Below are 12,727 nucleotides of genomic sequence, written 5' to 3'. Positions count from 1 at the left end.
ATGGCAATGCGACGGATATTGATGACCAGCCTCCTGCTTGCGGGATGGAGCATTGCTGCGGAGGCTGCTCCGGCGCAGGATGCCATCCTGCCCGCATCGGTGATTTTCGCGACCAGCACCGGCTACTGGGAGGACGACGGCAACGCACCTGATGTAGAGCGGGCGCCGACGGGCGCCGAGAGCGTTGTCAACCCCGAAGGAGAAGGGACGCAGCGCCACGGCTACTACAAGCTCTTTGCCGTGCGCCAGCCGGACAGGACCTCGAAGGTCTATCTGCAGCAGATTGCCCAGACCGAGACCGGCCCGGCGATCGCCTCGACCATCGAGCTGCAGGAGTTCAGCGACCTGAAGCCTTACGTGACCGATATCCGCCCCGAGAATTCGAACGGCATCATCAAGGAGCCGGGGCTCTTCGCCACGGTCTATCTGAAGACAGACCCTGCCGCGGAGCCGGATGGCTGGACCGTGCTGATCGACGAATTCGGCGACATCACCGTCGAGAAGGCGACGAATTAACGGCCGGGACGTGTTCAAAGGGGCATCAAAGAGATGAAACTGGGCTTTCGCGACGGCGTCCTCTACGACGAGAAAAGGTCGAACTGGGACGCCGCCGGCCCCAGACCCATCAACTGGTCCCTCTGGTACCCCGCCGCCGACGACGCGCAAAGCGACGTCCCGGAAAGAAGCTGGTTCCAGAAGGCGGCCGTCGCCCGCAATGCACCCATCCGGCCGGAGGCCAGGCCCTATTCCCTCGTCCTGTTGTCGCATGGCACCGGCGGATCCGCGGCCGGACTGGAGTGGCTGGCGCGACGCCTGGTCGATCGCGGATTTGTCGCGCTCGGCGTCAGCCATCACGGCAATACCGGCATCGAGCCCTATCGCGCTGAAGGCTTTGCCTGCCTTTGGGAGCGGGCGCCGGATCTAAGCTACATGCTCGACCATTGCGATGCGTGGCTCAGCGATCTCTCAGGCCATATCGATACGAACAACGTCTTTGCAGCCGGATTTTCAGCCGGAGCCTCTAGTGTGATGCTGCTTCTTGGGGCTGTCGCCCAGTTCTCGCAGTTCGAACCGTCCAGGTTGAAGCCGGGTGGCGCGCGCGGACCGAGGGAATTTCCCGACCTTGCCGACCATATCCCGGCATTGCTGCGCACCAGCGATGTGTTTCGCGATTCGTGGTCCCGCATGTCGAAGTCCTACCGAGACGACAGAATCAAGGCCGCGCTCATCTGCGCGCCGGGCCGGTCCGTTCTCGGCTTCAGCGAGGAAAGCCTGAAAGCCGTCGATGCGCCTGCCCTTATCCTGGTCGGTGATGCCGACCAGGCGGCACCCGCCGAAGAATGTTCATCGTGGCTGCATGCGCGGCTGCCGCGCGGCGCTCTTAAAATCTTCGGCGGCGGCCTTGGACATTATGTCTTCGTGCCAGAGGGCACGGCGCTCGGCCTCGCCTTTGCGGCAGAACTCTTTACCGATCCCCCCGGCATCGAGCGCGCAGCCATTCATGACGAGATTGCCGATCTGTCGGCAGCGCTGTTTCAAGACAGCGGCATTACAGCGCCGCGCGTCTTTTCAGACGCGCAAAGGACGCTGTAACATTTTGAATTGCTGCATAATGGTTTGAGCAAAAAGGAAAGCCCCGTCTCCGGGGCTTTCCAACTCAATCCATTGTCAATCCGCTCAGTCGACATCCTCGACGACCGCGTCGGCGGCGCCGCTGATGCGGTGGGCAAGTGCTGCTTCCATGAACTCGTTCAGATCGCCGTCGAGCACATCGTCCGGCGCACTGCTGGCGACACCGGTGCGCAAGTCCTTGACCATCTGATAGGGCTGCAGCACGTAGGAGCGGATCTGGTGACCCCAGCCGATCTCCGTCTTGGAAGCGGCTTCGGCGCTGGCGGCGTCCTCGCGCTTCTTCAGTTCGGCTTCATACATGCGGGCACGCAGCATGTCCCACGCCTTTGCGCGGTTCTTATGCTGCGAGCGCTCCTGCTGGCACTGTACGACGATACCGGTTGGGATATGCGTGATGCGCACGGCCGAATCGGTGGTGTTGACGTGCTGGCCGCCGGCGCCCGACGAACGATAGGTATCGATGCGGCAGTCGCTTTCGTTGATCTCGATCTGGATCGAGTCGTCGACAACCGGATAGACCCAGATCGACGAGAAGGAGGTGTGCCGGCGCGCATTGCTGTCGTAGGGCGAGATGCGCACCAGCCGGTGCACGCCCGATTCCGTCTTCAGCCAGCCATAGGCATTGTGGCCCTTGACGAGCAGGGTCGCGGACTTGATGCCCGCCTCTTCGCCGTCATGGACTTCGAGAAGCTCGACCTTGAAGCGCTGGCGTTCGGCCCAGCGGGTGTACATGCGCAAAAGCATGTTCGCCCAGTCCTGGCTTTCGGTGCCGCCGGCGCCGGAATGGACTTCGAGATAGGTGTCGTTTCCATCGGCTTCGCCCGAGAGCATGGCTTCCACCTGGCGCCGCGCGGCCTCGGCCTTCAAAGCCTTCAGCGCGTCTTCGGCTTCCTTGACGACGCTCTCGTCGCCCTCTTCCTCGCCAAGCTCGATCAACTCGATATTGTCGTTCAGCTGCTGCTCGAGCTGTTTGACGCCGTTGATGCCGTCATCGAGCTGCTGGCGCTCGCGCATCAGCTTCTGCGCTTCGGAAGCGTCGTTCCAGAGGTTCGGATCCTCTGCCTTGTTGTTCAACCAGTCCAGCCGTCTTATCGCCTGGTCCCAGTCAAAGATGCCTCCTCAGCAGGGTGATAGCCTGCTTGGTTTCATCGACCACGTTTTCGATTTCCGCTCGCATTTTCCTGCTTCTCTGTCTCGGTCTTCTTCAGGTGCTGGTGACATAGAGACGCCCACCGCGGATGTAAAGGGCCGCGGCGGACGTGTGAAATTCAGGCCTCAGTCAGAACAGGCCGGGCGTGCCGGTCTGGACGGCCTGGTTCGCCTGCGGCGACGTTTTCAGGATTTCCTCCGGCGCCATGGTGCTGTCCATTCCGATGACGGAGAAGCTGTCGGCCGGGCCGGTACCGGGCTTGAAGGCCTCGATGATGGTGTTCGGATCGCCGTCGACGGCGGCCATGCCGGTCTTGCGGTCGATCGGGATCAGGTTCATGCCTGATGGAATGACGAATTTCGATTCCGGCGTGTCCTTGACGGCCACCTGCATAAATTCGTTGAAGATCGGGGCGGAGAGACCGCCGCCGGTGCCGCCGCGGCCGAGCGGGCCTGGCGTATCGAAGCCCATATAGAGGCCTGCGACCAAATCCGGCGTGAAGCCGACGAACCAGGCATCCTTCTCGTCGTTGGTGGTGCCGGTCTTTCCGGCGACGTCGCGACCGCCGAGATCGATCTTGCCGGCAGCGGTGCCGCGCTGGATGACGCCCTGCATCATCGAGGTGATCTGGTACGCGGTCATCGGATCGAGAACGGTTTCGCGATTGTCGACGACATTCGGCTCTTCCTGGTTCTGCCAGTCGCCGGCGTTACAGCCCTCGCAGAGACGCTCCTCATGCCTGAAGATCGTCTTGCCGTAGCGGTCCTGGATGCGGTCGATCAATGTCGGCTTGATCTGCTTGCCGCCATTGGCGATGACCGAGTAGGCCGAGACCATGCGCAGCACTGTCGTGTCGCCGGCGCCGAGCGACATGGAAAGAACCGGCAGCATGTGATCGTAGATGCCGAAGCGCTCGGCATATTCGGCGACGATGTTCATGCCGAGATCGTTGGCGAGGCGCACCGTCATCAGATTGCGCGAATGCTCAATGCCCGAACGCAGCGTCGACGGGCCGCCGGATTCGCCGCCGTAGTTTTCCGGCCTCCAGACTTGGCCGCCCGAGACGATTTCGATCGGCGCGTCCATGATGACCGAGGCCGGCGTATAACCATTGTCCATCGCCGCGGCGTAGACGAAGGGCTTGAACGAAGAGCCCGGCTGGCGCATCGCCTGGGTGGCGCGGTTGAATTCGGACTGGGCATAGGAGAAGCCGCCGACCATGGCGAGCACGCGGCCGGTCTTCGGATCCATGGCGACCAGGCCACCCTGCACCTTCGGCGGCTGCTGCAGGCGATAGGAGGTCGACGCGTCGTCACCGAGCTTTGCGACGTAGACAACGTCACCGGGGGATACGGCGCCGACCGGCGATTTCGTGGTCTTGCGGGCGCCGTCGGCCGAACGGAAGGCCCATTGCATGTTCTTGGCGTCGATCGTGCCGCGCTGGCGATCGGCCGTAACCTTACCGCTGCCATCCTTGGCCGGCTGCAGGCCGATGTCGACGGTGCTGTCTGACACGGCGAGTACCACGGCAAGCCGCCATTCCGGCACATCGGACAATGCGGGGATATCGGCTAGCGCCTTGCCCCAATCACCGCTTGCATCGATCTGCTTGATCGGGCCGTGGAAACCGCGGCGCTCGTCGTAAGTGACCAGACCGTCCTGCAGCGCCTTGCGGGCAGCGACCTGCATCTGCGGATCAAGTGACGTGCGCACCGAAAGGCCGCCCTCATAGAGGACTTTTTCGCCGTACTGGTCGATCAGCTGGCGGCGCACGGCTTCGGCGAAATAATCCGAAGCAAAGAGCGAGGGGCCGGTGGTGCGGGCGGTGACACCAAGCGGCTGCTTCTTGGCTTCCTCGCCGTCAGGCTGGCTGACATAGCCGTTCTCGACCATCCGGTCGATCACCCAGTTGCGACGCTCGAGTGCAGCTTCCGGATGGCGGAACGGATGATAATTGGCAGGACCCTTCGGCAGCGATGCCAGGTAGGCGGCTTCGGCGACGGTTAGTTCGGTGACGGATTTGTTGAAATAGGTGAGTGCTGCGCCGGCGATGCCATAGGAATTCAGACCGAAGAAGATCTCGTTCAGGTAGAGTTCGAGAATCTTGTCCTTACTGTAGGCCTGCTCGATACGGAAGGAGAGGATTGCTTCCTTGATCTTGCGATCGATCGTCTGGTCCGAGCTCAAAAGGAAGTTCTTGGCCACCTGCTGGGTGATTGTGGAGGCGCCGACCGGGCGGCGGCCGGAACCGAAATTCTGCAGGTTGACCAGGATTGCACGGCCGAGACCGGTGAGATCAACGCCCGGATGGTTGTAGAAGTTCTTGTCTTCGGCCGACAGGAAAGCCGCCTTCACACGGTCGGGAACCGCCTGGATCGGCAGGAAGAGACGCTTTTCCTTGGCATACTCGGCCATCAAAGCGCCGTTGCCGGCATGGACGCGGGTGGTCACCGGCGGTGCGTAGCTGTTCAGAACGGCATAGTCCGGAAGATCCTTCGCGACATTGGCGAGATAGATGGCAATACCCGCCGCCGCGACCAGAAACAGGACGCAGGCCATTCCGAAGAAATATCCAAAAAGTCTAACCATATTTCAGCTACCGGTCTTTTCGATCTTCAATCGGCGCAGACGCAACGATTGCAAAGATCAAGGCAATTTGCACGTTGCGCGGCTTACTCCATGAGCGCTACCGCCACAAGCCGATTCCGCGCCTCAGGCTGCGAAACATAAGCCGGAGTAACGGCGCGAATGTGAGCAAAATAGGGCTGTCTGCGCCGCATTCACCGCTGCGGCGGCGTTTCATTAGAACTGTCACATCCAAGCAACGCCCGCTCCCGCCGCCAATCTGAGGTATCTTGCTCAGAATTTGATTCATGCGGCGCACTTAAATCTTTGTTTTTATGAATTTTTATTTTTGCTGGCCGCGCCGCCGTGCCGCAACCGCTACAGATTTACGGCGGCCGTCAGCCGCCATTCGCCATGACGGCGGCGCGGTATCGCTTGACTGCGTCGGTCAAGAGACCGGCGATCTTGCCGCGCCAGACCTCGTCGAGCAGCAGTTTCTCGTCCTCGGCATTCGAGAGGAACCCTATCTCGAGAAGGATCGACGGCACGTCAGGGGCCTGCAGCACGCGGAAGCCGGCATGACGGTGCGGATTGTTGATGGTGGAGACCTGATCCTTGAAAGAATTCAGCACACTCTCGGCCAGCGAGATGGAGAAAGCCTGGGTCTCGCGCCGCGTCAGATCGAGCAGGATGTCGGCGACCTCGGGCGGCTCGGCGACCGTCTCCTTGCCGGCGATCTGATCGGAGAGGTTTTCACGTTCGGCAAGGTCGGCGGCCAGCTTGTCGGATGCCTTGTCGGAGATCGTGTAGACGGTGGCGCCGCGGATATCCTTCTGCTTCAGCGTATCGGCATGCAGCGAAATGAACAGACCGGCATGGTTCTGGCGGGCGATCAGCACACGTTGCGAGAGCGACAGGAACTCGTCATCCTCGCGCGTCAGGAAAGCCTTGATGCCCGGTTCCTTGTTCAGCCGGTCGGTCAAGGCCTTGGCGAAGGCAAGCGTCACCTGCTTTTCCTCGGTCTTGGTGTCAACGCCGATCGCGCCGGTGTCGATGCCGCCATGGCCGGCGTCGACGGCGATGATGAAATCGCCAGGAGCAGCCTTTTGCGGTGCTGGAATAGCGCTTGTCGTCCGAGCCCCCTCAGACCGATCGCTCCAGGATTGCGTCTTCACCAGTTCGACAAAGGCCTTCTTGTCGATCATCTCCGCATCGAGCACGAGGCGATGGCCGTTGCCCGTCTCATCGGCCTGCACCTTGGCAAGCGCCAGCTTCACCGGCCCTGCCGTCGTCAGCACGATGCGGGCGCTCTCTTCGTCCATCTTGCCGTAGCGGATATCCTTGAACAGGCCGCGGGCGGCAAGATCTTTCGCCGGAAAACCGAAGGCGGTCGCCGGCAAGTCAACGACGATGCGTTCCGGATTGGCGATATAGTGGACGGAGAAACGCGGCTCGCGATCGAAATCGATGACGATGCGGGTCCTTGCGTCGTCACCGACGATGCGCGCGCCATAGGCAAGCAGCGGATCCCTGGCCTCGACAGAGCTGGCAGCGGCCGGCAGGAGACTAGCAGTCAAAAGCGCCGCCAGAACCCGCCTTGCGAATGTCGATCGCCGCGCTGCGGATTTCGCCGCGATCCGAGCCCTCTTAAACAATAAACCGCCACACCCTATCTGTATTGCGATGGACCCGACGCGGCTGCGGCCAACGTCCTGTGACGAAACACCCGCTGCAGCCTGCCGAATCGCGATCACTTTATCCCAGCTTGTATGCGTTGCGAAATCCATCAATATTATGGCACATTTGGCTTTCCCCTTGCTATTGTGACACAGAAAACATACAACGAATTTCAGGGTAAAGTGTTGACGGGATAGAGTCGCCGCAAAGGCTGCCAGCCAGATCAGGACCTGGCGCCACACCGGTCATCGTCCGCCGTCTCATGCGCTTAATCCCTAGAACTCGATCCTGATTTTCCGGCTTATTGTCGGAATTCATTGGTGGATCAGCCACCACGCTCTCAGGGAGCAAACTCATCGGACCCGAACGGGTCTTCGTATTTGTCGATCACGCTTGGTTGTTGATGGTTTCGCAGCAGGTTTTATCTGAAGTGTACAGGCCCCGGACCGAAATGGTTCCGGCTGCGGTCTGGCTGCTGCCCTCCCCCTCGCATCAGGCGCGACTTTCATTATCCGGCGCGGCTACAGTGGACCGCATTCTTTCTGTCTCAACAGCAGTCGGGAATGCGCTCTCGCGGCCACGCCGAGGAGCACAGCTTTCATGGCAGACAAAATGCTTATCGATGCGTCTCACGAGGAAGAGACGCGCGTCGTTGTCGTTCACGGGAACCGCATAGAAGAATTTGACTTCGAGTCCCAGCACAAGAAGCAGATCCGCGGCAACATCTATCTTGCAAAGGTAACGAGGGTCGAACCCTCGCTGCAGGCCGCCTTCGTCGATTACGGCGGCAACCGGCACGGCTTCCTGGCATTCGCCGAAATCCATCCCGACTATTATCAGATACCGCTTGCCGACCGTCAGGCACTGCTTCGGGCCGAGGCCGAGGAGCATCGCCGCGACGAAGATGTCGAGCATGTCGAAACCGCACCGATGGTCGATCTTTCCAAGCAGGATCAGCCGGATGTCGGTATCGTTCCGGCAGAGGCGCCGGAAACGGCTGCGGTAACGGAAGAGACCGCAGTGGTAGAGGCCGCGGCATCACCCGAGGCCACCGAGGAAGCGCCGGCCAAGAAAGCCAGGCCGCGCCGCAGCCGCAAGAAGGTCGTAGAACCGGTTGCCGAAACGACCGCGACCGAGGATGCTGTTCCCACAGACGTCGAAGCCGAAGGCGCTTCGAGCGTCGACAATGAGGATGACGGTTCGACCGGCGGCGCGATGGCTGCGATGGTGGAAACCGACTCGATTTCCGAGGACGTCGATACCAGCAAGCGTCGCCACGATGACGACGACGACGATGACGATCACGGCGAAGAGGAAGTCATCGAATCCGTCGGCGCCGAAGACGCGATGGAAGAAGTGCCGGACCGCGTGCAGCGCAAGCCGCGCAAGCAGTACCGCATTCAGGAAGTCATCAAGCGCCGCCAGATCCTGCTCGTGCAGGTCGCCAAGGAAGAGCGCGGCAACAAGGGTGCAGCCCTTACCACCTATCTCTCGCTCGCCGGCCGCTATTCAGTGCTGATGCCGAACACGGCGCGCGGCGGCGGCATTTCCCGCAAGATCACCAACCCTGCCGACCGCAAGCGCCTGAAGGAAATTGCGCGCCTGCTCGAGGTGCCGCAGGGCATGGGCGTCATCCTTCGCACCGCCGGTGCCAACCGCACCAAGGTCGAGGTCAAGCGCGACTTTGAATATCTGATGCGCCTCTGGGAGAATGTGCGCACGCTGACGCTGGCGTCCACCGCTCCCTGCCTCGTCTATGAGGAAGGCTCGCTGATCAAGCGTTCGATCCGCGACCTCTACAACAAGGATATCAGCGAAGTCATCGTTTCCGGCGAAGAAGGCTATCGTGAAGCGAAAGACTTCATGAAGATGCTGATGCCGAGCCATGCCAAGGTGGTTCAGCCCTACCGCGACATCCATCCGATCTTTTCGCGTTCCGGCATCGAGGCTCAGCTCGACCGCATGCTGCAGCCGCAGGTGACGCTGAAGTCTGGCGGCTACTTGATCATGAACCAGACCGAAGCGCTGGTCTCGATCGACGTCAACTCCGGCCGCTCGACCCGCGAACATTCGATCGAGGACACCGCGCTACAGACGAACCTTGAGGCTGCAGACGAAGTCGCCCGCCAGCTTCGCCTTCGCGACCTTGCCGGCCTGATCGTCATCGACTTCATCGACATGGAAGAGAAGCGCAACAACCGCGCTGTCGAGAAGAAGCTGAAGGAATGCCTGAAGAACGACCGCGCCCGCATCCAGGTCGGCCGGATCTCGCATTTCGGCCTGCTCGAAATGTCGCGCCAGCGCATCCGCGCTTCGGTTCTCGAATCGACCACGCAGGTCTGCTCGCATTGCGGCGGCAGCGGCCATGTGCGTTCGCAGTCCTCCGTCGCCCTGCATGTCCTGCGCGGCATCGAGGAATATCTGCTGAAGAACACCACGCACAACATCACCGTGCGCACAACGCCTGACATCGCGCTCTACCTGCTCAACCACAAGCGCCAGACGATCGTCGATTATGAGAGCCGCTTCGGCGTCGCGATCATCATCGATGCGGATGGCTCGGTCGGTGCGCAACATTTCGCGATCGATCGCGGCGAGCCGGTGGAAAACCCGGTCAAGATCGAAACCCTCTTCAACTTCGCAGCCATTCCCGAGGATGATGACGACGATATCGTCATCGAAGTGGATGAGGAAGAAGACGAGGAACTCGAGGAAAAGCCGGTCGTTGCCGAGCGGCCCGTCGCGGCCCGCGCGGAAGGCGAAGCTGACGGCAACCGCAAGCGCAAGCGCCGCAGGCGGCGCCGCGGCCGCAACGGCAATGCCGAACAGCCGCTATCGGCGGCAGGCGAAGCCGGCGACGAGGATGAGGACGGCGACGACGAGGGCGGCGAAGGTGATGAAAACACCGAGGCCACGCCTGAGACCCGCGCCGAAAGCGAGGAATCGCAGCGCCGCAAGCGCCGCCGTCGCGGCAAGCGTGGCGGCCGCCGCAATCGCGCCGAGGATGGTTCCGAACTGGCAGCTGGCGAAGCCGGTGAAGACAATGGCGGCGACGAGGACGAAGGCGACGACGTTTCGAACGACGGCACTCCGAGCGAAGCCGCAGCGGTCGAGGCGATTGCCGAACAGGCCGACGAAGGCCAGGCCGCGATGGCAGCCGTCGAGAGCGCGCCTGTTGTAACCGAAGATGTAAAGCCCGCCCGCGCCCGCGGCCGCCGCAAACCGGCCGCAGCGCCGGTCGAGGAACCGGTTGCAGAGACGGCCCCTGTGGCCGAGGCCGAACCGGAATTGGTGGAAGCCTCCGCCGATCTCGAAACATCAGTTCAGGAAGAAGCAAAGCCGGTTCGCGCCAACCGCGAATCCAACATCTCCTCCTCCGAGCCGACGGTGAAATCCACCCGCGTCGAGAATGGCGAAGGCGATGACGGCAAGCCGAAGAAAGCCGGCTGGTGGCAGCGCCGTGGCTTCTTTTGAACGCTAATTTTCGGACGTAAACACTGAAGTCCGGCCGCGGCGACGCGGCCGGATTTTTGTTTATGGTGACGGTATCGTCGCCGAGCTTGAACCGCCGTGACGTGGATGTGTATCTTCCATGATAATCACATACGGTGTGCGATCATGCGGACGAATATCGATATCGATGACGCCTGCTCGACGCGGCAATGACCGCCACGGGATTGGCGACGAAAAAGGCCATTGTCGAGCAGGCTTTGCGAAACCTTGTCGAGAAGCACCGGCGGAAAAATGCGATCGCAGATCTCGCGGGGATCGGCTGGGAAGGCGACCTCGACGAGATACGTCATGACCGGTCGGACGATACAAGGTGATCGTCGTCGACAGTTCGATCCGATGGCCGAGCGTCTCGGCCTCGGGATCGCCTGACCCTGCTTGCGATCAGGCGGCCGGGGGATAGAGCAGGTCGACGATGTAGCTGGCGTCGAAGCGGGAATCGAGCATGCCGTAGGTGGAGCGCCAGCCGCCGGCAAGACGCGTCTCGATGAAGGCATCGGCAATGCGCCCTGCCCCCAGCCGATAGAGCTCGGCGGCACCGGCGGCGAGCGCCAGCTGCTCGACGAGAAGGCGCGCGGCGCCCTCATCCTGTTCGCAAAGCGCGATTGCGGCGCGCAGCACGTCGATCGTCTTCTTGCCGGCCGGGCCGAGATCGCGGGCAAGGCCGGCAAAGACCGTTTCGAACAGATCCTTGCCGCGGTTGAGCACGCGCAGCACGTCGAGCGCCATGACGTTGCCGGAGCCTTCCCAGATGGCGTTGACGGGAGCCTCGCGGTAATGGCGGGCGATCGGGCGCTCTTCGATGTAGCCATTGCCGCCGATGCATTCCATAGCCTCGTAGATCAGCGCGGGCGCGATCTTGCAGCACCAGTATTTGGCGACCGGCGTCATGACACGGGCATAGGCCGCTTCCTCGGCATTGCCGCGCGCCTTGTCGAAGGCGTCGGCAAGACGGAAGGACAGTGCCGTCGCGGCGGCAACATCGAGCGCCATGTCGGCGAGCACGCGCGTCATGATCGGCTGGTTGACGAGCATCTTGCCGAAGACGCTGCGGCCGCGGGTGTGGTGCACGGCTTCGGCGAGCGAGGCGCGCATCATGCCTGACGAGGCCAGGGCGCAGTCGAGCCGGGTCAGCGTCACCATGTCGAGGATGGTGCGGATGCCGGCATCCGGACCACCGAGCAGGAAACCGAAGGTGTCTGTAAACTCGACCTCGGAAGAGGCGTTGGAGCGGTTGCCGACCTTGTCCTTCAGCCGCTGGAATTGCAGGCCGTTGGCGGAACCATCCTCCAGAAGGCGCGGCACGAGAAAGCAGCCCATGCCCTCCTTCGTCTGCGCCAACATAATGAAGGCATCGCTCATCGGCGCCGACATGAACCATTTGTGCCCGGACAGCCGGTAGATGCCCTCGCTGACCTTTTCGGCAGCGCTCCTGTTGGCGCGCACATCCGTGCCGCCCTGCTTTTCCGTCATGCCCATGCCGATGGTCACAGCGGATTTCTGCATGGCGGGCTTGTTCGACGAATCATATTTGCGCGAGAGAATTTTGGGCGCCCAGTCCTTCTGGACCGCGGGCGAGGCCGAGAGTGCCGCAACGGAGGCGCTCGTCATCGTCAGCGGGCAGAGATGGCCGGATTCCAGCTGCGACGTCAGATAAAACCGCGCAGCGCGAACCTTATGGGCCTCGTCCTTGGCCTCGGTATCGGCCTGGGGATCCCAGACGGAGGAATGCAGGCCGACCGACATGGAGCGGCGCATCAGCGCATGCCAGGCGGGGTGAAACTCGACGACGTCGACGCGTTCACCGCGCGGACCGTGGGTGCGCAGCTGCGGCGCGCCCTGGTTCGCCATGCGCGCCATCTCCTGCGCCTCCGGCGAGGTGACGTAGCGGCCCATGTTTTCCAGGTCTTCGCGGATGCCGCGCGGCAGGGCCGCCGTCAGGTCGACGATCAGCGGATCGGACCGATAGGCGTTGATGCCGGACCACAGGCTCGGCTGGTTGAGTTCTGCGAGTTTGTCGTCAGTCCGGTTGGCGGAGGTCATAATTCGCTTCTAGTGTAAGAACCCGGCAAAGGGAAACCGGAAGTTATGATTCGGTTCATTCTGCTCTATCGGAATTCGGGCGAAAATGCATGGGGACATAAGCCTTTGCCCACAGCACATGCTTGCCCCGGCGGGCAGCACTCTTTATAG

General features: G+C 61.8%; 8 protein-coding genes. 4 read left to right on the top strand and 4 right to left on the bottom strand.

Going from position 1 to position 12,727, the window contains the following annotated elements; all coding sequences use genetic code 11:
* Both GFM02_RS12690 and GFM02_RS12685 read left to right on the top strand, forming a co-directional pair.
* Complete coding sequence (locus tag GFM02_RS12690; RefSeq protein WP_168321822.1) at positions 1-516, top strand: hypothetical protein; 516 nt, start codon at positions 1-3, stop codon at positions 514-516.
* A gap of 33 nt (positions 517-549) precedes the next feature.
* Positions 550-1,593, top strand: coding sequence for an alpha/beta hydrolase family protein (locus GFM02_RS12685; protein WP_168321821.1), 1,044 nt, complete (start codon positions 550-552; stop codon positions 1,591-1,593).
* Positions 1,594-1,677: 84 nt separating this feature from the next.
* Here GFM02_RS12685 and prfB read toward each other — a convergent pair.
* The 3 genes from prfB to GFM02_RS12670 all read right to left on the bottom strand — a co-directional run bounded on the left by prfB (position 1,678) and on the right by GFM02_RS12670 (position 7,002).
* A protein-coding gene (prfB, locus tag GFM02_RS12680; protein WP_131664202.1) for a peptide chain release factor 2 occupies positions 1,678-2,809 on the bottom strand; the annotation gives its coding sequence in 2 pieces (ribosomal slippage) (positions 1,678-2,739 and positions 2,741-2,809; 1,131 coding nt in all).
* Positions 2,810-2,911: 102 nt separating this feature from the next.
* Positions 2,912-5,371: a penicillin-binding protein 1A gene (locus tag GFM02_RS12675; RefSeq protein WP_168321820.1), complete on the bottom strand. Its 2,460-nt coding sequence runs from the start codon at positions 5,369-5,371 to the stop codon at positions 2,912-2,914.
* Between the two features lie 374 nt (positions 5,372-5,745).
* Positions 5,746-7,002 (bottom strand): N-acetylmuramoyl-L-alanine amidase, encoded by a 1,257-nt coding sequence (locus GFM02_RS12670; protein ID WP_168321819.1) that lies wholly within the window; start codon positions 7,000-7,002, stop codon positions 5,746-5,748.
* 622 nt (positions 7,003-7,624) lie between these two features.
* Between GFM02_RS12670 and GFM02_RS12665 the strand changes: the two genes are divergently transcribed.
* Positions 7,625-10,498, top strand: a complete 2,874-nt coding sequence (locus GFM02_RS12665) for an Rne/Rng family ribonuclease (protein WP_168321818.1) — start codon at positions 7,625-7,627, stop codon at positions 10,496-10,498.
* Positions 10,499-10,686: 188 nt separating this feature from the next.
* Entirely contained in the window at positions 10,687-10,851 is a 165-nt protein-coding gene (locus tag GFM02_RS12660) for a type II toxin-antitoxin system VapB family antitoxin (protein WP_432444447.1), read from the top strand.
* Positions 10,852-10,918: 67 nt separating this feature from the next.
* Here GFM02_RS12660 and GFM02_RS12655 read toward each other — a convergent pair whose 3' ends face one another.
* Positions 10,919-12,577, bottom strand: coding sequence for an acyl-CoA dehydrogenase family protein (locus tag GFM02_RS12655; protein ID WP_028741374.1), 1,659 nt, complete (start codon positions 12,575-12,577; stop codon positions 10,919-10,921).
* Between the last annotated feature and the right edge of the window lie 150 nt (positions 12,578-12,727).

The sequence above is a fragment of the Rhizobium leguminosarum bv. viciae genome, assembly GCF_012276115.1.
In the GTDB taxonomy this organism is placed as follows: domain Bacteria; phylum Pseudomonadota; class Alphaproteobacteria; order Rhizobiales; family Rhizobiaceae; genus Rhizobium; species Rhizobium leguminosarum_T.
Note: the sequence above shows the minus strand (reverse complement) of the source record. Positions and strands in the feature narration are given on the sequence as shown.

What these genes read in the sequence shown, in the direction of transcription:
- GFM02_RS12685 (WP_168321821.1), top strand. Translation starts at nt 550, where the DNA reads ATGAAACTGGGCTTTCGCGACGGCGTCCTCTACGACGAGAAAAGGTCG.
- GFM02_RS12665 (WP_168321818.1), top strand. Translation starts at nt 7,625, where the DNA reads ATGGCAGACAAAATGCTTATCGATGCGTCTCACGAGGAAGAGACGCGC.
- GFM02_RS12660 (WP_432444447.1), top strand. Translation starts at nt 10,687, where the DNA reads ATGACCGCCACGGGATTGGCGACGAAAAAGGCCATTGTCGAGCAGGCT.
- GFM02_RS12655 (WP_028741374.1), bottom strand. Translation starts at nt 12,577, where the DNA reads ATGACCTCCGCCAACCGGACTGACGACAAACTCGCAGAACTCAACCAG.
- GFM02_RS12675 (WP_168321820.1), bottom strand. Translation starts at nt 5,371, where the DNA reads ATGGTTAGACTTTTTGGATATTTCTTCGGAATGGCCTGCGTCCTGTTT.
- GFM02_RS12690 (WP_168321822.1), top strand. Translation starts at nt 1, where the DNA reads ATGGCAATGCGACGGATATTGATGACCAGCCTCCTGCTTGCGGGATGG.